17 protein-coding genes and 1 pseudogene are annotated in these 20,234 nt (G+C 60.5%); 9 read left to right on the plus strand and 9 right to left on the minus strand.

The window, feature by feature from the left end; translation table 11 throughout:
• Positions 1-261: 261 nt before the first annotated feature.
• Complete coding sequence (locus P7F28_RS25130; RefSeq protein WP_306806002.1) at positions 262-735, plus strand: transglycosylase SLT domain-containing protein; 474 nt, start codon at positions 262-264, stop codon at positions 733-735.
• 90 nt (positions 736-825) lie between these two features.
• Here the strand turns inward: P7F28_RS25130 and P7F28_RS25135 are convergent, their stop codons facing one another.
• Both P7F28_RS25135 and P7F28_RS25140 read right to left on the minus strand, forming a co-directional pair.
• Positions 826-1,203: a hypothetical protein gene (locus tag P7F28_RS25135; protein ID WP_277187486.1), complete on the minus strand. Its 378-nt coding sequence runs from the start codon at positions 1,201-1,203 to the stop codon at positions 826-828.
• Between the two features lie 119 nt (positions 1,204-1,322).
• Positions 1,323-1,643, minus strand: coding sequence for a hypothetical protein (locus P7F28_RS25140; RefSeq protein WP_277187487.1), 321 nt, complete (start codon positions 1,641-1,643; stop codon positions 1,323-1,325).
• Between the two features lie 387 nt (positions 1,644-2,030).
• Between P7F28_RS25140 and P7F28_RS25145 the strand changes: the two genes are divergently transcribed.
• Both P7F28_RS25145 and egtD read left to right on the plus strand, forming a co-directional pair.
• Positions 2,031-2,504 (plus strand): hypothetical protein, encoded by a 474-nt coding sequence (locus P7F28_RS25145; protein ID WP_277187488.1) that lies wholly within the window; start codon positions 2,031-2,033, stop codon positions 2,502-2,504.
• Positions 2,505-2,922: 418 nt separating this feature from the next.
• A complete protein-coding gene (gene egtD, locus P7F28_RS25150; protein WP_277187489.1) occupies positions 2,923-3,891 on the plus strand; it encodes an L-histidine N(alpha)-methyltransferase in 969 nt (322 codons plus the stop codon).
• A gap of 4 nt (positions 3,892-3,895) precedes the next feature.
• On the opposite strand, the gene P7F28_RS25155 is transcribed toward egtD, so the two are convergent.
• Genes P7F28_RS25155 through P7F28_RS25175 form a run of 5 tightly spaced genes read right to left on the minus strand, consistent with a single transcriptional unit; the run spans position 3,896 to position 9,962 of the window.
• On the minus strand, positions 3,896-4,192 hold the full coding sequence (locus P7F28_RS25155) for an acylphosphatase (protein WP_277187490.1): 297 nt from the start codon (positions 4,190-4,192) through the stop codon (positions 3,896-3,898).
• 57 nt (positions 4,193-4,249) lie between these two features.
• On the minus strand, positions 4,250-5,377 hold the full coding sequence (locus tag P7F28_RS25160) for a hybrid sensor histidine kinase/response regulator (RefSeq protein WP_277187491.1): 1,128 nt from the start codon (positions 5,375-5,377) through the stop codon (positions 4,250-4,252).
• Entirely contained in the window at positions 5,377-5,988 is a 612-nt protein-coding gene (locus P7F28_RS25165; protein ID WP_277187492.1) for a chemotaxis protein CheB, read from the minus strand. The genes P7F28_RS25160 and P7F28_RS25165 overlap by 1 nt, the downstream gene beginning before the upstream one ends.
• A 3-nt stretch (positions 5,989-5,991) precedes the next feature.
• A complete protein-coding gene (locus tag P7F28_RS25170) occupies positions 5,992-6,828 on the minus strand; it encodes a CheR family methyltransferase (protein WP_277187527.1) in 837 nt (278 codons plus the stop codon).
• A gap of 5 nt (positions 6,829-6,833) precedes the next feature.
• Positions 6,834-9,962 carry a response regulator gene (locus tag P7F28_RS25175; protein WP_277187493.1) on the minus strand — a complete coding sequence of 1,043 codons (3,129 nt, stop codon included), beginning with the start codon at positions 9,960-9,962 and terminating at the stop codon, positions 6,834-6,836.
• A 161-nt stretch (positions 9,963-10,123) separates the two neighbouring features.
• Here P7F28_RS25175 and hpnA point away from each other — a divergent pair, with 161 nt between their 5' ends.
• From hpnA to P7F28_RS25195, 4 genes are all read left to right on the plus strand, one after another.
• Positions 10,124-11,134 (plus strand): hopanoid-associated sugar epimerase, encoded by a 1,011-nt coding sequence (hpnA, locus tag P7F28_RS25180; RefSeq protein ID WP_277187494.1) that lies wholly within the window; start codon positions 10,124-10,126, stop codon positions 11,132-11,134.
• Between the two features lie 195 nt (positions 11,135-11,329).
• Complete coding sequence (locus P7F28_RS25185) at positions 11,330-13,576, plus strand: NADP-dependent isocitrate dehydrogenase (RefSeq protein WP_277187495.1); 2,247 nt, start codon at positions 11,330-11,332, stop codon at positions 13,574-13,576.
• A 133-nt stretch (positions 13,577-13,709) separates the two neighbouring features.
• Positions 13,710-15,194, plus strand: a complete 1,485-nt coding sequence (locus P7F28_RS25190; RefSeq protein ID WP_277187496.1) for a tetratricopeptide repeat-containing glycosyltransferase family protein — start codon at positions 13,710-13,712, stop codon at positions 15,192-15,194.
• A gap of 116 nt (positions 15,195-15,310) precedes the next feature.
• On the plus strand, positions 15,311-15,829 hold the full coding sequence (locus tag P7F28_RS25195) for a hypothetical protein (protein ID WP_277187497.1): 519 nt from the start codon (positions 15,311-15,313) through the stop codon (positions 15,827-15,829).
• Positions 15,830-15,831: 2 nt separating this feature from the next.
• Here the strand turns inward: P7F28_RS25195 and P7F28_RS25200 are convergent.
• Positions 15,832-17,036: pseudogene (locus tag P7F28_RS25200) on the minus strand (glycosyltransferase).
• Positions 17,037-17,522: 486 nt separating this feature from the next.
• On the opposite strand from P7F28_RS25200, the gene ispH reads away from it, so the two are divergent.
• Together ispH and hpnH are read left to right on the plus strand one after the other, a co-directional pair.
• On the plus strand, positions 17,523-18,491 hold the full coding sequence (ispH, locus tag P7F28_RS25205; protein WP_277187498.1) for a 4-hydroxy-3-methylbut-2-enyl diphosphate reductase: 969 nt from the start codon (positions 17,523-17,525) through the stop codon (positions 18,489-18,491).
• A 13-nt stretch (positions 18,492-18,504) separates the two neighbouring features.
• On the plus strand, positions 18,505-19,659 hold the full coding sequence (hpnH, locus tag P7F28_RS25210; RefSeq protein WP_277187499.1) for an adenosyl-hopene transferase HpnH: 1,155 nt from the start codon (positions 18,505-18,507) through the stop codon (positions 19,657-19,659).
• A gap of 380 nt (positions 19,660-20,039) precedes the next feature.
• Here the strand turns inward: hpnH and P7F28_RS25215 are convergent, their stop codons facing one another.
• Positions 20,040-20,234 (minus strand): YbdD/YjiX family protein, encoded by a 195-nt coding sequence (locus P7F28_RS25215; RefSeq protein WP_277187500.1) that lies wholly within the window; start codon positions 20,232-20,234, stop codon positions 20,040-20,042.

The raw sequence follows: 20,234 nt of genomic DNA on the forward strand, positions 1-20,234 counted from the left end.
GGACGATTCAGCTAAAGACGCATCGCGCGTGACGCCCACGCTTAGCCATTACATGGAAATCGTCGCCAGCGTCGAACGCGCGTAAATCATGCCGATTTGTAAAATAATTCTTCAGATTTAAGACAAGTCCATGATCCACAAGGGAATTTTATGCGTATATAATGCGGCTTCCTTTAGCTCCCAGCCGGACCGATGCGTCGATTCCTTCTTCTACTCTCGCTTACGCTAAGCCTTTCGCAGACCGCCCACGCACAGCAAGCCATGCCGAACGCAGGCAATGCGTCCGCGCAGGACGCCGCGCAGCAGGACCCGAAGGCGCAGCAAGCCAGTCAGAAGATTTCGGAATTGATCACGCACAAGTTTGGCGTGGCGCGCGCGAGAGCAGAAACCATTGCGCAAGCGGTAATGAGTTCCGCGTCGAAATACTCGCTTCCTCCGGCGCTGTTGCTCGCCATCATCTCGATTGAATCCCGCTTTAAGGAAACCGCGATCGGCCCGAATAACGCCACCGGGCTGATGCAGGTCGTGCCGTCCGCGCACAAGAGTCTCGTGCGCAACAAGGATTTGAAGGATGCCGAAGATAATATCGATGCAGGCTCGGCCATTCTGCACGGCTATCTCAAGTCCGCACAGGGCGATATCGATACGGCATTGAAGAGTTACGGCGGCTCTTACGCTTATGCCGAGAAAGTCAGCTTGCGAGTGAAGTCGTTCGAACCCGCTGCCGGTCAATAAATCTCTTTCTATGATTTGCGCCGCCGCGTGGCGGATGCCGCATTCCTGCTTGCGACGATCGCGCTCGCGAACGCGTGGGCTCTAAACAACTTAATAGCCCTTTTGCATCGAAGTACCGCCATTCGAATTCATGCCGTTCGAATTCATCGGGTTGGTCGGCGCGCCATTCTGCATGGTGCCGTTCTGCATCGAACCGTTGCCCATGCCGCTCTTAGTACCCGTGCCCGTGGTGCCGTCTTGCGAGCCGCCCATACCTGCGCCTCCCATGCCGACGCCGCCGCCCTTCCCAGCAGCCGATCCGCTGCTGCCTGAGCCGTTACCGCCGCCGCCTGCTGCACCCGCCGCCGCGCCGCCGCCTGCACCGCCACCGCCCGCTCCACCGCCGCCACCGCCTGCCTGCGCATACACGCCGCCCGACAAGCCCAGCATCAGAGCCGATATCACCAATTTCTTAGTAGTCGCGTTCATTGCAAGTCTCCAAGATCAGGGGTCGTTCATCGCTATGTATGAATAGCGATGAACGTACTTGCATTAGCGCAAACCATGTGCCGCATACCAACGCCAATTCAACGCCAATTCAGCGCCAATCAATAGCCGCACGGCACATAGGCACGGCGATAACTGTCGTAGCACGCTTGCGGCGGCGGTGCGGGTTGCGCATAAACCGGTTGCGCGTACGTGGGTTGTTCGTAGACCGGCTGCGCATAAGTCGGCTGAGCGCTCGCCACCGACGTCACCAGAGCGCCGAGCACTGCGCCGCCAATCAGCGCACCGACGATCGCGCCGCCGTTGCCGCCACCGTGACCATGACCGCCGTATCCACCATATCCGCCGCGTCCATGTGCCGATGCCTGGCCCGCCACCGTCAAACTACCGATCATCAACAAGACAAGTGCAGCGCGTTTCATGAGCTTCTCCGTTTCCCGTTAGCCGGGTTAGTGAGAACGATCTTAAGCAAAGGCTTTAGAAATAACTGCTGCGTTTGGTAACTGTGCATTTCAACGATTACAAACTCGGCTTTCTCAAATACTTCGGATTTCGAACTATCTAATCGACATGTAACAAGGCTCGCAAAATTCGCTAAGCGGTAACACTTTGGAGACTTGAATCGGTAAAGCACGCTTAGCGCATTTTGCTAAGCAGCGTCTTCTACCTGCGCCGTATCAATTGCTAGCGACTGGTTACCCTTTGTCACCAGAACGACGTCAACGAAGCGAAAAGAAGCAGCGTTTTCATCGGCAGCGCGGCACCAAAACAAACGCCGTGCTTGCCAATAACTAAAGGGAGTTGAATTCATGAAGAAGATCGTCGCTGCCCTCGCATCCGCCATGCTCGTCTCCACCGTGTTCGCGCAAACCGCCGCGACCGATGCCGGCAAGGCGCAAATCAAGGCCAATCAGGAAAAGGCCGAAGCACAAGCCATTGCCAACAAGAAGAAGACCGAAGCTCAGGGCGATGCCGCCAAGGCACAGGCATCGGCTAATGAAGACAAGGCGTCCGCTCAGGCCGATGCCAACAAAGAAGCCGCGAAGGTAGCGCAGGCGACCACGCCGGAGCAGGCATCCGACGCGCGCGGCAAGGCCACCAAGGCACAGGCGAAAGCCGACAAGAAGAAGCACGCTGCACAGTCCAAGGCGAATCAGAAGAAGCAGGACGCAGCCAAAGATGCCGACGTGGCGCAAGCAAAGGCCGACAAGCAAAAAGTCGAGGCGCAAAGCGACGCAAACAAGGCGGCCGCCGATGCGAAAATAGACGCGGCGAAGAAGTAAGGGAGGCCGGCGTCAACGCATCGCGCATCGGGTTTTCGCTTAATTCGCTTTATTTTGCTTTAAGCGTATTCGATGCGTTTCGGAAGGGCGAGTCTTAGGGCTCGCCCTTTTTCCATTTCTGCGCGCTTTGGAATCAGCGCGCATAATGGCCCGCACTTCCTTGGCCAGACAAAACTTCTTCGCCATACACTTCAAAGTTTTTTAGGGCGCGCGCCCGTTTTTTGCTGAAGCAACAACTTCGAAGCTTCATGTCTCATACGCGTCACATCGGGCCGTAATCATCTGATGGCCGACGCATTCCTTCCATGTCATTGCATTCCCCGCAGCACTTGAGCAGCAGCTAAGCAGCAACGTACGCCGCGCCTTTGCCTCCAAGCGAAACGCACGCGAAGAAAACGCCGCATAGATGGAGACGTTCATGACTCAACCTGCCTTGTCGCCCCGCTTTCCCAATGCTTTCGCCGAAGCCGTTTTCGTCGGCTTGTCCAAGCAGCCGCAGAAAGAGCTGCCTTCGATGTATCTGTATGACGAAGTGGGTTCCGCGCTGTTCGAAGTCATTACCGCGCTGCCGGAATACGGCGTCACGCGCGCCGAAGAACGCGTGCTCAAGGACCACGCGACGGATATCGTCGCGGCCTTGCCGGGGAATGTGAAGGTCGCGGAATTGGGCAGCGGAAGCGGCCGCAAGACGCGCCGCATTCTCGAAGCGCTGTGCAAGAAGCAGCCGACCGATTACCACCCGATTGAAATATCGCGCACTGCTTTGCAATTGTGTCGCCGCGAATTGGGCGATATCGAACGTGTGTCGATTGTTGGACACGAGCGCGATTATCTTGCGGGCTTGTCCGAAGTCAGTTCGAAACGTAACGATGGCGAACGCCTGCTGGTGCTCTTTCTAGGCAGCACGATCGGCAATTTTGCGCGGCTGGCGGCGACGAAGTTTCTGTGTTCGATCCGCGGCATGCTCAAGCCCGGCGATGCGCTCTTGCTCGGCACCGATCTCATCAAGCCACTCGATACGCTGATCGCCGCATACGACGATCCCATCGGCGTGACGGCGGCGTTCAATCTGAATCTGCTGGCGCGGATCAATCGCGAATTGGGCGGCAATTTTCCGATCGATGCCTTCGAGCACGTCGCGCGATTCAATCCGGATGTACGCAGTATCGAAATGCATTTGCGCGCCAAACGTGCGCTTTCCGTACGCGTGCGCGATGCGGATCTGCATATCGGGTTTCGCGAAGGCGAGACGATCTGGACCGAAAGCAGCCACAAATATTCCGCCGATGAAGTCTCGCCCATTGCCGCCGATGCGGGCTTCGAATGCACGCATCAGTGGCGGGACGAGCAATGGCAATTCGCGGAAAGTCTGCTGGTCGCGCGCTAGGAAATCAGTGCTGTTCGAAGCGCTCGTAGCGCTTCTCGACGTGACGTTCTTCGCTGTGAAACTCGGTGACGCGGGCATGCGGCGGCCCGCGTCGCAGCCATTCGAGCATGAGATCGACCTGATTGGCCGCGCCCTGAATCACGGCTTCAACGGAGCCGTCTTCGAGATTCGCCACCCAGCCGCGCACGCGGAGCGCATGCGCTTTTCTGACCGTGTGATGGCGAAAGCCCACGCCCTGCACCACGCCTTTCACATGCACATAATAAGTTTCGATTCGGGTATCCAGATCCGGGCCGGACATCGCATTTTCCTCATGAATGATCGTCGATACGCCGCATTGTAGGCGTGTTCGATGATGTCATCCGAGACGGAACGGTTGCGCGGCATCGCTGCGCGCGTGCGGAACGCGTGGCAGCGTGACTTCGAATACGGTGCCCGCTTCGTTGGTCGAACGCGCGGTGACGTCGCCGCCGTGCATCTGCGCAATTTCACGCGTGATGTAGAGCCCCAAACCCAATCCGCTCGATTCACTCTGCCGACGTCCCGATCGATACGGCGCAAACAGCGTCGGCAAGACTTCAGCAGGAATCTCGCCCGCGTTCTGCACCACGATCACCACTTCATCCACGCGCCCTTCCAATCGCACCTGAATGGCCGAGCCATCGAGTCCATGTTGAAGCGCATTGCCGATCAGATTCGAGAACACTTGCGAAAGCAGATCGCCATCGCCCTGCATGAGCGTATCGCCGTGGCGCAGCAGGAAAATGCGCCCTTTGCCCACGCGCGCCTCGTATTCCTCGATGATGTTCTTCGCCAGCGTCATCAATTCGACGGAACGCGGCTGCAAGGTCACGCGTCCGCCGCGCAAGCGCGCGAGGTTCAGCAATTGATCGACCATGCGCACCATGCGCATCCCGCTCGATTTGATGCGCGTGCCGATATTCGCGACGTTCTCATCCTTGACAAACCGCGCCAGATATTCCGCCGATGCAATCACCGCAGAAAGCGGCGTGCGCAAATCATGACCGAGCACGGCCATCAGCATTTCGTTTGCATCGAGTAATTGCTGGACGGTGGCGAGTTGCGTCGCGAGCTGCTGTTTCTGCCGCTCCATTTGAATGAACACATCCACCTTTGAATTGAGGATGCGCGAATCGAACGGTTTGTAGAGAAAGTCCACCGCGCCCGCTTCGTAGCCGCGAAACGTGCGGCTCGCGTCCTGCGCGGTCGCGGTCAGAAAGATGATCGGCACATGCGCGGTGCGCGGACTGCCGCGCATCAGCTCCGCAAGCTCGAAGCCGTCCATGCCGGGCATATTGACGTCGAGTATTGCCAGCGCGACTTCGTGCTTGAGCAGCAATTCCAGCGCATCCGGTCCCGATTCGGCCTTCAGCACCGACAAATCCGGCCGCGCGAGCGAGGCTTCGAGCGCGGTGATGTTGTTGCGGATATCGTCGACGATCAGCACGTGAATGGGTTGGGTCATCAAAGTCCTCTGTCCTTCTGGTTCTTCTGGTTCTTGCCAGCGACGTATTGCGTCAGACGCATCGCCATTTCATCGAGCGTCAGTTGCTCGGTCACACCACCTTCTCGCAGCGCCGCCTGCGGCATGGCCTGCGCGAAGGCTGTATTCGGGTCCTGCGCCCAGCATTCGCCGCCCGCATCGAGAATCGCGCGGGCGCCGCGTGCGCCGTCATCGTTCGCACCGGAAAGCACGATGCCCAGCAAACGCTCGCCATACGCATGCGCGGCCGTTTCGAACAGCACGTCCACCGAAGGCCGCGAAAAGCGCACGGGCGGATCGACCGATAAAGCAATCGATGGCGGCGCGCCGCCTTCCGCTTCGACCATCATGTGATAGCCGGGCGGCGCGAAGTAGATGGTGCCCGGCGCGATCACGTCCTTATCGAACGGTTCGACGACATCCATTTCACAGCGCTGCGCGAACAGATCCGGCAGCAGACTCGGCTTGCCCTGCCGCACATGCACGACCACCAGCACCGTCGCCGCGAACGTGCGCGGCAGCGCGGGCAGCAGATAATTCAACGCCTCCACGCCGCCCGCCGATGCCCCGATCACGACTGCATCGATGCTCATGGCTCATACCTTCTGATAAAGCCGCTCGCGCGGATTGAAGTCCGCGAATTGATCGGCGTACTTCGAAAAACGCAGGCTTTCCTTGCTGCCCAGGCCGAGAAAACCGCGCCGCACGAGTGAATCGCTGAACAGATTCAACGCACGGTCCTGCAATGCGCGATCGAAATAGATCAGCACATTGCGGCACGACACCAGATGCGCTTCGAGAAACACGCTGTCGGTGGCGAGACTGTGATCCGCGAACACCACGCGCGACTTGAGCGTTTGCGAGAACTTCGCTGCACCATACGCCGCGTGATAGTAGTCCGACAAGGAACGCTTGCCGCCCGCCGCGAGATAGTTCTGGCTAAAGCCCGCCATGCGATTCAGCGGATAAATACCGTTTTCTGCCTGCCGCAAGGCTTCCGCGTTGATGTCCGTCGCATAAAACACGGTGCGGTCGGCGATCTTCTCTTCCGCGAACAAGACCGCGAGCGACCACAATTCCTCGCCGCTGCTGCATCCCGCGACCCATACTTTGATAGAGGGATACGTCTGCAGAATAGGCACCACCTGCTCGCGTATCGCCCGAAAATAGTGAGGATCGCGGAACATTTCGCTGACCTGCACGGTGAGATACTGAAACAGCTTAGCGAACAGCGTCGGGTCGCGCAGAATGCGTTCTTGCAGATGCGAAAGTGTCGGCACCTTGAAATCCTGCACCGCCTGCGCGAGCCTGCGCCGCAGCGAACTCACCGAGTAATGCCGGAAGTCGTGCTGATACTTAAGGTAGATCGCTTCGAGAATCAGCTTCAGTTCGATATCGAACGTGGCGTCTTCTTCGTGCTTTGCATCGTTCATCATGATCAGCGTTGGCGCAGCCACACGCGGCACAGAGAGACCAGCTTATCCACGTCGATAGGCTTGGAAATGTAATCGTCCGCGCCTGCTTCCAGGCACTTTTCGCGATCGCTCTGCATGGCCTTCGCCGTCAGCGCGATGATCGGCAAACGCGCATGCTGCGGCTGCTTGCGAATCTCGGTCATGGCGGTGAGGCCGTCCATCTCGGGCATCATGATGTCCATCAGCACGAGGTCGATATGCGTGTGACGCGCCAGCGCTTCGATCGCTTCGCGGCCGTTGCGCGCGATTTCCAGCGTCGCGCCGAGCGGTTCGATCACACGCGACAACGCGAAGATATTGCGCACGTCGTCTTCGGCGAGAAGAATGGTGCGCCCTTCGAACACGTCGTCGCGCTGACGCGCCGCGCGCAACATGCGCTGCTGTTCGGGCGGCAGCGCGCTTTCCACGCTATGCAGGAACAGCGTCACTTCGTCGAGCAAGCGCTCCGGCGATTTCGCACCCTTGATGATGATCGATTTCGAATATCGGCGCAGGCGCTGTTCCTCTTCCGCCGACAACATGCGCCCCGTATAAACGATCACCGGCGGCGACGCATGTTCCGCGCGCGTGGACACGCGTTCGAGCAGATCGTAGCCGGAGCCGTCGGGCAGCGCGAGATCCATCACCACGCAATCGAACACGGCGCGCTGCATTTCTTCGATGGCTTCGGCAATCGTGCCCGCTTCGACGATCACCACGGTTTCGCTCGCCAGCAGCGCGTGAATGCTTTGACGCAGCGCCGGATCGTCTTCGACGACGAGCACACGACGCATCCCTTGCGATGAACGCGCTTCGAGCTTGCGGATGGCGTGCGCGAGATCATCGCGTGCGCTTGGCTTGAGCGTGTAGCCGATTGCACCGAGATGGAGCGCGACATCGGCGTGATCGGTGGCGGAGACGATGTGGATCGGAATATGGCGCGTGAGCGGGTCATGCTTGAGCCATTCGAGCACGGTCAGGCCCGACTGATCCGGCAGACCGATATCGAGCAGAATGCCGTTCGGTTGCAGCGTGCGCGCGAGTTCCACGCCTTGCGTGGCGGAAGCGGCGTGTACGCAGTCGAAATCGAGTTCGTGCGCGAGGTCGTAGAGAATGCGCGCGAACGGCACGTCGTCTTCGATCACGAGAATGGCGCGGTCAGGACGCTTGCGGTCGGCGCGATCATCGGCAATGGGTTGCGTTTCGGGAAGCGTCGGCTTGGGCATCTGCGGAATCGAAGGCGGCGGCGTCTGAACGACAACCGCGGCCGGTTCCGGCTCCTTCATATGCGCGATGGTGTCGAGCTTCGCGGTCACGGTGCCTTCGCGCGTGGTGATCGGCAAGGTCACGGAAAACACGCTGCCTCGTCCCGGTTCGCTCGATACCGCCACCGATCCGCCCAGCAATCGCGAGAACTCACGCGAGATCGACAAGCCCAGACCGCTGCCGCCATATTTGCGGCTGGTGGTGCCATCGGCTTGCTGGAACGCCTGAAAAATAAGGTCCTGCTTGTCGCGCGCAATGCCGATACCCGTATCGCGTACTTCGAAGCGCAACGCATTTTCGCCCGCGCGCACGGCGGCGATCGTCACGCTGCCGCGCTCGGTGAACTTGAACGCATTCGACAGCAGATTGCGCAGCACTTGCAGCAAGCGTTGCTGATCGGTGACGAACACTTGCGGCACGTTTTCGCCCGCATCGACGATAAATTCCAGCGACTTGCTTTCGGCCACCGGCGCGAAGGATTGCTTGAGCGCGGCGAGAATCGAATCGACACCGGCGGGCGCGAACTGCACATCCATCTGCCCTGCTTCGACCTTCGACAAATCCAGAATGTCGTTGATCAGCGAGAGCAAATCGCTGTTCGACGAATGAATAGTCGCGGCGTAGCGCACTTGTTCATCGGAGAGATTGCCTTGCTTGTTGTCTTGCAGGAGCTTGGCGAGAATCAGCGAGCTATTGAGCGGCGTGCGCAATTCGTGCGACATGTTCGCCAGAAACTCGGACTTGTACTGGCTCGCGCGCTCCATTTCCAGCGCGTTCGCCGTGAGTTCCTGCTGCGCCTGCATCAACTCGGCCTTCTGGCGCTCCAGATTCTGCGAATGCTCTTCCAACTGCACGTTGGTCTGTTCAAGCTCGGCCTGCTGCTGTTCGAGCCTTGCCTGCGAGTCCTGCAACGCGCGCCCGCGCTCTTCCAATTCCTCGTTCGATACGCGCAGTTCCTCTTGCTGAACCTGCAATTCCTCGCTCTGCCGTTGCGTTTCTTCGAGCAATTCGACCAGTCTTTGCCGATACCGCGCCGAGCGCAACGCCATGCCAATCGCTTCCGATGCGCCTTCGACCAGGGCGCGGGCATCGTCGAAACGGCCTTCGTTGCCGACGAAACCGAGTTCGATCGCGCCCGCCACTTCGCCGTCGGCCATCAGCGGCGCGATCAGCACTTGCGATGCGGCCATCGAGCCGAGCGCGGATCCGGCCTTCAGATAATGCGCGGAGGCATCGCGCAATTCGAGCACGCGCTTTTCTTCCACCGCCTGACCGAGCAAGCCCTCGCCACGCGCGATTCGCTTCGGCGCGCCGCCTTCATCGGGCAAGGCCCATGCGGCCACGCGCACCAGCGCGTCGGTATCGAGCGAATAAACGACGCCGACCTTGGCATCGAGATAAGGCACCAGCGAACGAAGCAGACTCACGCCGATCGAAGCAGGCGACTGTTCGCCGCGCAATTGCAGATTTAACTGCACGATGCCCTGCTGCAACCATGCGGTCCGTTGAACCGCCAGTCGCGATTTGATATACAGATGCGCCACGCCCGACAGCACCAGCAGCACGAAAATGCCCATCGCGCGATTGAGCAGCAGCACTTCGCGCACGCCGGAAGCGTCCGCCGTGGAGAACGCGTAGCCGCCGACCATCAGCGCCGACGACGCCACCGCGACCGCGATCGGCGCGGACGGTCTGTCGAGCCACATGCAGAGCACGACAGGCAGCACGTAGAACACCCAGATCGCCACGCGCATGGGCGTGAGCACGTCGATGGCGAACACCACGCCGAGGGCGATCGCAATGGCTAAATAAATCCAGGAAGCATGGCTTCGAGTGTCTTGAGGCATCGTTCACCGGGTATCGTTCGGGTTTGCGCGGGTTTCCCGCGCGGCAGGCACCGGACCATAGCATGAGCCGCAAGCCCTTGTCACATCGGCCCTAGAAGGGATTTTCGACGCGGCAAGGCTTACGAAAGGCGGCTCGTGCGACCATCAACAACGAGGTAAGAATGACTGATTTTTCCGGCGCTCGCGTGCTCGTCACCGGCGCTTCGGGCTTTGTCGGATCGAGCGTGGCGCGGCTTCTGATCGAACGCGGATTCAAGGTGCGCGTGCTGGTGCGCGCCACCAGTCCGCGCAAGAACGTCGAGTCGCTCGATGCGGAAATCGTGGTCGGTGACATGCGCGACGAAGCATCGATGCGCGCCGCGCTCAAGGGCGTGCGCCTGCTGTTTCACGTCGCGGCGGACTATCGCATCTGGGCCCCGGACCCGAGCGAAATCGAGCGCGCGAATCTGCAAGGCACGGAAGCGACGATGCGCGCGGCGCTGGCCGAAGGCGTCGAGCGGATCGTATATACGAGCAGCGTGGCGACGCTGAAGGTAACGAGTTCGGGCGTGATCGTCGATGAAACCAAGCCTTCGACGCCGGAAAACACCATCGGCGCATACAAGCGCAGCAAGGTGCTGGCCGAGCGCGCCGTCGAACGGATGGTCGCGCAGGACGGCTTGCCGGCGGTGATCGTCAATCCATCGACGCCGATCGGCCCACGCGACGTGCGGCCAACGCCGACCGGGCGCATCATCGTGGAAGCGGCGACGGGCAAGATTCCCGCGTTCGTGGATACCGGCCTCAATCTCGTCCATGTCGATGACGTCGCGCACGGCCATTTGCTGGCGCTGGAGCGCGGCGTAATCGGCGAGCGATATATCCTGGGCGGCGAGAATCTGCCGCTGCAACAAATGCTGACCGATATCGCCGGTTTCGTCGGGCGCAAGCCGCCGACCATCAAATTGCCGCGCGGGCCGCTTTATCCGGTTGCGATCGGCGCGGAGCTGTTCGCCAAATTCAGCGGCAAGGAGCCGATGGTGACGGTGGACGCGCTGCGCATGTCGAAGAACAAGATGTACTTCACCTCGGCGAAGGCGGAGCGGGAATTGGGGTATCGGGCGCGGTCGTACAAGGACGGTTTGCGCGATGCGCTGGACTGGTTTCGGGCCAACGGATATTTGACGAGCTAAAACACCCAACTCTTCTATAAGACTCAAAAAAAGTTAAGTTATTGATCGAACAAGGAAAAGCGCCGTTTCAGCGCTTTTCGTAAGGCCAGATTCACACGCGCCGCCTGCAAAATCAGGCAGAATAGCGGTTTGTTGCCGGCAAGACGGTAGCTACCGGCGGTTTCCCCAACCAGTTTTCGGATGTCGAGACAAGCGATGAGTAATCAGCAACCCACCATCATCTACACCCTGACCGACGAAGCTCCGCTGCTCGCGACCAGCGCCTTTTTGCCGATCATCCGCACTTTCACCGCTCCGGCTGGCGTGAACGTCACGACGAGCGATATCTCCGTCGCGACCCGGATTCTCGGCGAGTTTCCCGAGTTTCTGACCGACGAACAAAAGGTCCCCGACAACCTCGCTCACCTCGGCGAACTGACGCAGGACGAAGACACCAATATCATCAAGCTGCCGAACATCAGCGCGTCGGTGCATCAGCTGATCAGCGCGATCAAGGAGCTTCAGGCGAAGGGCTACAAGCTGCCCGACTATCCCGAAGAGCCGAAGAACGACGAAGAAAAAACCATCCGCGCACGCTACGGCAAGTGTCTCGGTTCGGCGGTGAATCCGGTGCTGCGCGAAGGCAATTCGGATCGCCGCGCGCCGCTGGCCGTGAAGAACTACGCGAAGAAGCATCCGCACAGCATGGGCGCGTGGAGCATGGCATCGCGTACGCACGTGGCGCATATGAAGCACGGCGACTTCTATCACGGCGAAAAGTCCATCACGAACGACAAAGCGCGCGAAGTGCGCATGGAACTCGTGACCAAGCGCGGCGAAACCATCGTGCTGAAGCCGAAGGTCAAGCTGCAAGCGGGCGAGATCGTCGATAGCATGTTCATGAGCAAGAAGGCGCTGGTCGCGTTCTACGAAGAACAGATGGAAGACGCGCACAAGACCGGCGTCATGCTGTCGCTGCACGTCAAGGCGACCATGATGAAAGTATCGCACCCGATCGTTTTCGGTCACGCCGTGAAGGTGTTCTACAAGGACGCGTTCGCCAAGCATGCCAAGCTGTTCGAAGACCTTGGCGTGAACGTCAACAACGGTCTGGTCGATCTGTACACGAAGATCGAAGCGCTGCCGGAATCGCAGCGCGATGAAGTGATCCGCGACATGCACGCGTGCCACGAAGCGCGCCCGGCGCTGGCCATGGTGGATTCCGCGAAAGGCATCTCGAACCTGCACGCCCCGAACGACGTGATCGTCGATGCCTCGATGCCCGCCATGATCCGCGCAGGCGGCAAGATGTGGGGCGCGGATGGCCGTCCGCAAGACACCAAGTGTCTGATTCCGGAAAGCACGTTTGCGCGCATCTATCAGGAAATCATCAACTTCTGCAAGACCAACGGCGCGTTCGACCCGAAGACCATGGGCACGGTGCCGAACGTCGGCCTGATGGCGCAGAAGGCCGAAGAGTACGGCTCGCACGACAAGACTTACGAGATCGCGGAAGACGGTACGGCGCGCATTGTCGATAACGCAACGGGCGAAGTGCTCGACGCGCTCACGCAGGAAGTCGAAAAGGGCGATATCTGGCGCATGTGCCTCGTGAAAGACGCGCCGATCCGCGACTGGGTGAAGCTCGCCGTCACGCGCGTGAAGAACTCGGGCACGCCGGCCGTGTTCTGGCTCGACCCGTATCGTCCGCACGAAAACGAGCTGATCAAGAAGGTCGAAACGTACCTGAAGGATTACGACACAACCGGCCTCGATATCCAGATCATGTCGCAGGTCCGCGCGATGCGTTACACGCTCGAACGCGTGATTCGCGGCATGGACACGATTTCGGTCACCGGCAATATCCTGCGCGACTATCTGACGGACCTGTTCCCGATCATGGAACTCGGCACCAGCGCGAAGATGCTGTCCATCGTTCCGCTGATGGCGGGCGGCGGGCTGTACGAGACCGGCGCGGGCGGTTCGGCCCCGAAGCACGTCAAGCAACTGGTCGAAGAAAACCATCTGCGCTGGGATTCGCTGGGCGAGTTTCTGGCGCTGGCGGTATCGCTGGAAGAACTGGGCATCAAGAACGACAACGCGCGCGCCAAGCTCGTCGCGAAGGCGCTGGATGCCGCCACCGGCAAGCTGCTCGACAACAACAAGAGCCCGTCGCCCAAGACCGGCGAATTGGACAATCGCGGCAGCCAGTTCTATCTGGCGATGTACTGGGCGCAGGAACTCGCGAATCAGACCGAAGACCGCGCGCTCGCCGAGCAGTTCGCACCGCTCGCCAAGACGCTGGCTGACAACGAGCAGAAGATCATCGGCGAACTCGCGGCGGTTCAGGGCAGCGGCGTGGATATCGGCGGGTACTATCAGCCGGACGCGAAGAAGCTCGAAGCAGCGATGCGTCCGAGCAAAACGCTGAACGCGGCGATCGAAGCGGCTCAAACGAAATAAGCGAAGTAACACGGTCGAAAGCGCTGTATCGATCGAACCGGCATGGTCTTTTGGGCCATGCCGGTTTTTTACATTTGGAGGATCGCCGCTCTCTACACTGTCCCGCTCGACGTACTGACCGAGAGGACAACTTATGAAGGCTCAACCGCTCTTCGATCGCGCACTGCGCGCGTTCAACGACGGCGCGTTCGATATTGCATCGAAGCTGATCAACAGGATCATCGCCACTCATCCGCGTCATGCCGATGCGCTGCATCTGCGTGGCCTTGTCGATTTGAAACGCGGCGCGCCGCACGACGCGCTGAAGTGGCTTACGCGCGCCGTCGAAGCCTCGCCGCATCCGATTTCCTGCAACAGCCTGAGTGCGGCGCAAACGGATGTGCGCGACTACGCCGCCGCTATTCGAAGCGCGCAACTCGGCTTGCGCATGGCCGCGCAGCATTTCCCCGATTTACCGACATCGCCGCTCTGGTACAACCTCGGCCGCGCGCATCAGCTTGGACAGCAACCTGAGGCCGCCGCCGCGAGCTATCGTGAAGCGCTAGCGCGTCACGCCGGTAACGCCGGCGGTCACAATAACCTCGGCACGGTGCTGAAGGATCTCGGCGATTTGAACGCGGGCATCGCGCACTTCGAACACGCGATCGCGCTCGAACCCGGCAATCTCGAAGCGCACAGCAACCTCGGGCACGCTTTGCTCGCCGCCGGACGATATGACGAAGCCTGGCCGTTCTTCGAGCATCGGTGGATCAGTTCGACGGACGCGGGCCGCTTTCCGGTGATCGGCGAAACGGAGTTGCCCTTGCCGCGCTGGTCGGCAGGCGCGCTTCCCGCCGATACGCGCCTGCTCGTACTGCACGAACAAGGCTTCGGCGACGCGCTGCAGTTCTGCCGTTATCTGACCTTGGCGGCCGGGCGTTTCGCGCGCATCGGCTATGTGTGTCCCGCGCCGCTGCGGCAGTTATTTGCGCAGTCCATGCCCGACATCGAATTACTCGATGCCGCGCCCGACGACCTGTCGCGCTGGACTCACTACTGCTCGCTGATGTCCCTGCCGATGCTTTTCGGCACGCGCGTCGAGACCATTCCCGCGCCGATTCCCTATCTCCACGCCGAGCCGCAACGCGCGCGCTATTGGAAAACGCGGCTCGGTGACACGAAATCGCCGCGTATCGGCCTGGCATGGGCGGGCGGACATACGGGCAGTCTGGTGGATGGCCGCCGCAGCATCGCGCCGGACGCGCTTGCGCCGTTGCTGTCGTATCGCGGTGTCCAATGGATCAGCCTGCAAAAAGCCGAAGTCGATGCCAAGAAGCTGCCGCCCGCGTTCGCCGGACACATCATCGACTGGATGGATGAAGTCCGCGATTTCGCCGATACCGCCGCGCTGATCGACAACCTCGATCTCGTGATCGCCGCCGACACCTCCGTCGCGCATCTCGCTGCCGCGATGGGCAAGCGCGTATGGCTGCTGAACCGCTTCGCCGGCTGCTGGCGCTGGCTGCGCGACCGCGACGATACGCCGTGGTATCCGAATATGCGCCTGTTCACGCAACGCGCGCGCGGCGACTGGGACGAAGTGCTTTCACGCGTGCGCGCCGAACTCGAACGCCTGTAACTCGCGTGCATTGGTGCGATTGTGTGCATTTCGTTACAAGCTCTGGCGGTCGGGCTGAAAGCGAGCAGGTAGAATCGGGGCCTCGCTGCCCGCTCGCAAGACAAAGACACATTCGCATGAATATTCAAGAACAGCTTGGCGCGCTGGAGTCGAGCCTCGATGCGCTCCTCCGCGCCGCCGCTTCCGCTCCTGTCGCTCCCATCGCTCCTCAGACGCAAACGAACGATGACTCCGCGCCCAAAGAACCCGCCGCGTTGACCGAAGCACACGCAGACGAAACCGAAGCCGCCGAACCGCCCGCGCTCGACGAACGGCCGACGCTCACCGTAGCGCGCCCGAATCGCGATGCGATCGAAATGACCATCGGCGGGAAGTCGGTGTTGCTGAGTCCGGAAGGAATTTCGGAGTTGATCGAAGAGCTGTCGAACGTGCGCGCGTCGATGTCGGCGGAACAGCCGCAGGGCATTCCTCAGGGCTGGCGCTTCGCCGCCACCAAAAACCCGGTCATGGCGACGCAAAAGTACGCGAACGGCGACCGTCTGCTGGTGCTGCGCCACGGCGGGCACGGCTGGGTGCCGTTCACGTTTTCGCCGAACATGGTCGTCGAGTTGTACGCCATGTTGACGAAGAAGTAAGGCTACGAGTTTTCCTGTGTAGGCGCTTGCACGCGCGCCTTCCACTGTCCGCCCTTGCCGCGCGCCAGAACCGCACCGCCGATCCGAGCGTCGCGCTCACATAGAACAGCGCGATCAGCGGCAACAGCGGCGCCCACAACAATGGTCTGCGGTAGTAACGCAGCATCGGCGCATAAGCGATACACATCAGCACCCACGCCGCCCACGCGGGCCACGCGCGCGCGCCCACGCCGAGCGCGAACAGCGGCGGCACGAGATAGATCACGAACATGCCGAGCACCGTGCCCGCCAGCAGCAGCGGCGAGTAGCGCAGTTGCGTGAACGCGGTCCGCGCGATCATGTTCCAGATCTCGCGCCACGAATCGTACGGACGCAGCGACTCGCTGGCATCGGCGAGATCGAGGCGGATCGCGCGCGCGTCGTTGCGTCCCGAGCGATGCTTGATGCGCTCCGCGAGACTGCAATCGTCGATCAATTCCTGCCGGATCGATTCGATGCCGCCCGCTTCCACCAGCGCCGAGCGCCGCACCAGCATGCAGCCGCCTGCCGCGCCGGACGTGCTCTTTTTCACGTCGTTGACCCACGCGAACGGGTAGAGCTTGGCGAAAAAGAACACGAAGGCCGGAATCAGCGCTTTTTCCCATAGCGAATCGCAGCGCAGACGAACCATCAGCGAGACCAGATCGCGGTCTTCGAGAATCGTGCGCGCGACCAGTTGCGTGGCGGCATCGACGGGATGGTAGATATCGGCGTCGGTCAGCAGGAGAAATTCGGCGGGCAGACCGAGCGTATCGATTGCGCCGATGCCCTGCGACTGCGCCCACACCTTTCCCGACCAGCCTGCTGGCAGCGGCTGCGCGGTCAGCACGGTCAGGCGATCCTCCAGCCCGAGATCGCGCGCCGCGGCCACGGCGACGGCCGCGGTGCCATCCGTGCTGTGGTCATCGACGACGATCACGTGGAACGCGCCCGGATAGTCCTGCTTGAGCAGCGAGCCGACCGCGCGGCCGATCACATCGGCTTCGTTGCGCGCCGGGACGACCGCGACCAGCGCCGGCCACGCACCGCGACGCGCGATTTCGGCGTTGCCGACAGCGTGGATCGTGGTCGCGGACAGCGCGGGCGCGGGCTGTGCGCGCCAGAATCCGCCACGCGCAAACAGCAGCACGATCCAGATCAGAAGGGACAGCCAGGCAATCAGTAGCATGGGAATGGGCGATATCACTCGGGCGCGGCAGGCCGGAATTTGTGCGCGAACGTTGCGCGGAAAATACAGCGTCGAGCCGCGTGCGCCGGGGCGTGGCGCGCAGTCTGTCGCGCCGGATCGTGGGGAAACGCGCGTGCAGGCGGCTCGGGGAATCCAAGAGTGTAATGGCTTCCGGCAGCCGCCGTATTTACGCGTGAATTTCGCTTGTAGGCAGGCTTTAGAGGGAACCGGCTGTTTGAGCACCCAAAAAGGGAACGCGATAGAATACGCGGTCAAACTGAGCACGCACACCGGACCATTTGTCTCCACTTTCACGGTCAGTGTGATGCGCGCCGCGAGTTAGTCATTGAATCCGCGAATCAGCGAAGCAGTAATCGAATCGTAAAAGAAGGCAAAAGCGGAGCAGCGAAAGTGCGGGAAGCGTGGCATACGCACTGTCCTCGCCCGGCTCATCCGAAACCCGCGCCAGTCGGAGTTCGTTCGAATATGCGTATCATCCTTGCTCAACCCCGCGGCTTTTGTGCGGGCGTGGTCCGTGCGATCGAAATCGTCGATCGGGCGCTCGAACGGCACGGCGCGCCCGTGTACGTGCGTCATGAGATCGTGCACAACCGGCACGTGGTCGATAACCTGCGCGGCAAGGGTGCACGTTTCGTCGAAGAACTCGATGAAGTGCCGCACGGCGCAGTAGCGATTTTCAGCGCGCATGGCGTGGCGAAAAGCGTCGAAAAAGACGCCGACGCGCGCGGTCTCGATGTGCTCGACGCCACGTGTCCGCTGGTCACGAAGGTTCACGTGCAGGGGCGACAGTATGTATCGCAGGGGCGCACGCTGATTCTGATCGGCCACGCGGGGCATCCCGAAGTGGAAGGCACGATCGGACAGATTCCGGGCCGTGTGGTGCTGGTGCAGAGCGAGGCCGAAGTCGCGACGCTCGCGCTTCATATCGACGAACCCGTCGCGTACGTCACGCAGACCACGCTGTCCGTGGATGACACGCGCGGCATTATCGATGCCTTGCAGCGCCGTTTTACCGATATCGTCGGGCCGGATACGCGCGATATCTGCTACGCCACGCAGAATCGCCAGGCGGCGGTGCGTGAGCTGAGCACGCAGGTCGATGTGCTGCTCGTGGTCGGCGCCACGAACAGCTCGAATTCCAATCGCCTGCGCGAGATCGGCGCCGAGAGCGGCGTGCCGAGTTATCTCGTCGCGGACGGAACAGAAGTCAAAGCCGAATGGTTTGCGAATGCGCAGACCGTCGGCATTACGGCGGGCGCTTCGGCACCCGAAGAAATGGTCAAACATGTGATCGATGCCCTGCGCGCTTTCGGACCCGTCGATGTGACGACAATGTCCGGCCGCGAGGAAAAGGTCGAATTCAAACTCCCCGCGAAACTGACACAGCCGCTGGCCGCCGCAACCGCGACGGCAGCGGACATTCGCGAAGAATAAGGAGAGCAAGCAATTGTCTATTCCGATGCTTCAAAAGGCGCGCGTCGGCGCTTATATCTTCAAACAGCACCTGACGCGCAACAAGCGCTATCCGCTGGCGCTGATGCTCGAACCGCTGTTCCGCTGCAACCTCGCGTGTAATGGCTGCGGCAAGATCGACTATCCGGATCCCATTCTGAACCAGCGTCTGTCGCTGGAAGAGTGTTTGGGCGCGGTGGACGAGTGCGGCGCACCGGTCGTATCGATCGCGGGCGGCGAGCCCTTGCTGCACAAGGAAATGCCGCAGATCGTCCGGGGCATCATGGCGCGCAAGAAGTTCGTGTACCTGTGCACGAACGCGCTGCTGATGGAAAAGAAGATGGACGATTACGAGCCGAGCCCGTATTTCGTCTGGTCCGTTCACCTCGATGGCGACCGTGAAGCGCACGATCATTCGGTGTCGCAACCGGGCACGTACGACAAGGCCGTTGCGGCCATCAAGGAAGCGAAGCGCCGTGGTTTCCGCGTGAACATCAACTGCACGCTGTTCAACGATGCCGAACCCGAGCGCGTAGCCAAGTTCTTCGACACGCTCGGTCCTATCGGCGTGGACGGTATTACGGTGTCGCCGGGTTACGCGTACGAACGCGCGCCGGATCAGCAACACTTCCTGAACCGCGACAAGACCAAGAACCTGTTCCGCGAGATTTTCAAGCGCGGCAACAACGGCAAGAACTGGTCGTTCAGTCAATCGACGCTGTTCCTCGACTTTTTGGCGGGCAATCAGACGTATCAATGCACGCCGTGGGGCAACCCGGCGCGTACGGTGTTCGGCTGGCAAAAGCCGTGCTATCTGGTCGGCGAAGGTTACGTGAAGACCTTCAAGGAACTGATGGAAACCACCGAGTGGGACAAGTACGGCACGGGCAAGTATGAGAAGTGCGCGGACTGCATGGTCCACTGCGGCTTCGAAGCGACGGCCGTGATGGATACGGTGGCGCATCCGATCAAGGCGGCGCTGGTCGCGATTTCTGGTCCGCGTACGACGGGCGCGTTCGCGAAGGAATTGCCGATCGATAAGCAACGTCCGGCCGAGTATGTGTTCTCCAAGCATGTGGAGATCAAGCTCGAGGAGATTGGTCGCGCGCAGAAGAACAAGGGGTCTAAGACGGCTGCGGTGGCGAATTAAGAGCGCTTGGCGGCTGGGTCTTGAAGGGCGAGTGGCTGAAAAGCTACTCGCCCTTTTTATTTAGCAACTTGGAAAACCCCTCATAAAGTCAAATTCGTCGGGAGATCCCATACGTAGTTCGGATCGAAGATTTTCCAATCCTCCAGACCAACTGGCTCCAGCGGATCTATGTACCAAAGCACGCTTCCGCGTAGCTCTTCGAGCGTGCACTTGGTTGAACCCTCGCTTTGCTTCATAACAATCTCCCTTGGTTGATCGGTCGATAATGCGTTCATATTGTTTCGCATTCCAATCGATTTGCTAGTAGAGAATCGTCATAAAAAAGCGCGACGGCTCATCACCGTCGCGCCTCGCATATCGACTGCCATCAGGCAATCAGGTCAACAACACTTCCCCGCCCCCGACCCATACCTCGCTTCCTGCCGCTCGCGAAAAAACTCCGCATACGTCATCACAGGCCGATCCGGATGCGTCGCCTGCATATGCGTGACATAGGCATCGTAGTCGGGCAGGCCGACCATCAGGCGCATGGTCTGGCCGAGATAGCGGCCGGCTTGTCGAAGATCGCTGAACAT

The organism is Caballeronia sp. BR00000012568055, assembly GCF_029439455.1.
Lineage (GTDB): Bacteria > Pseudomonadota > Gammaproteobacteria > Burkholderiales > Burkholderiaceae > Caballeronia.

What these genes read in the sequence shown, in the direction of transcription:
- P7F28_RS25130 (WP_306806002.1), top strand. Translation starts at nt 262, where the DNA reads ATGCCGAACGCAGGCAATGCGTCCGCGCAGGACGCCGCGCAGCAGGAC.
- P7F28_RS25135 (WP_277187486.1), bottom strand. Translation starts at nt 1,203, where the DNA reads ATGAACGCGACTACTAAGAAATTGGTGATATCGGCTCTGATGCTGGGC.
- P7F28_RS25140 (WP_277187487.1), bottom strand. Translation starts at nt 1,643, where the DNA reads ATGAAACGCGCTGCACTTGTCTTGTTGATGATCGGTAGTTTGACGGTG.
- P7F28_RS25145 (WP_277187488.1), top strand. Translation starts at nt 2,031, where the DNA reads ATGAAGAAGATCGTCGCTGCCCTCGCATCCGCCATGCTCGTCTCCACC.
- egtD (WP_277187489.1), top strand. Translation starts at nt 2,923, where the DNA reads ATGACTCAACCTGCCTTGTCGCCCCGCTTTCCCAATGCTTTCGCCGAA.
- P7F28_RS25155 (WP_277187490.1), bottom strand. Translation starts at nt 4,192, where the DNA reads ATGTCCGGCCCGGATCTGGATACCCGAATCGAAACTTATTATGTGCAT.
- P7F28_RS25160 (WP_277187491.1), bottom strand. Translation starts at nt 5,377, where the DNA reads ATGACCCAACCCATTCACGTGCTGATCGTCGACGATATCCGCAACAAC.
- P7F28_RS25165 (WP_277187492.1), bottom strand. Translation starts at nt 5,988, where the DNA reads ATGAGCATCGATGCAGTCGTGATCGGGGCATCGGCGGGCGGCGTGGAG.
- P7F28_RS25170 (WP_277187527.1), bottom strand. Translation starts at nt 6,828, where the DNA reads ATGAACGATGCAAAGCACGAAGAAGACGCCACGTTCGATATCGAACTG.
- P7F28_RS25175 (WP_277187493.1), bottom strand. Translation starts at nt 9,962, where the DNA reads ATGCCTCAAGACACTCGAAGCCATGCTTCCTGGATTTATTTAGCCATT.
- hpnA (WP_277187494.1), top strand. Translation starts at nt 10,124, where the DNA reads ATGACTGATTTTTCCGGCGCTCGCGTGCTCGTCACCGGCGCTTCGGGC.
- P7F28_RS25185 (WP_277187495.1), top strand. Translation starts at nt 11,330, where the DNA reads ATGAGTAATCAGCAACCCACCATCATCTACACCCTGACCGACGAAGCT.
- P7F28_RS25190 (WP_277187496.1), top strand. Translation starts at nt 13,710, where the DNA reads ATGAAGGCTCAACCGCTCTTCGATCGCGCACTGCGCGCGTTCAACGAC.
- P7F28_RS25195 (WP_277187497.1), top strand. Translation starts at nt 15,311, where the DNA reads ATGAATATTCAAGAACAGCTTGGCGCGCTGGAGTCGAGCCTCGATGCG.
- ispH (WP_277187498.1), top strand. Translation starts at nt 17,523, where the DNA reads ATGCGTATCATCCTTGCTCAACCCCGCGGCTTTTGTGCGGGCGTGGTC.
- P7F28_RS25215 (WP_277187500.1), bottom strand. Translation starts at nt 20,234, where the DNA reads ATGTTCAGCGATCTTCGACAAGCCGGCCGCTATCTCGGCCAGACCATG.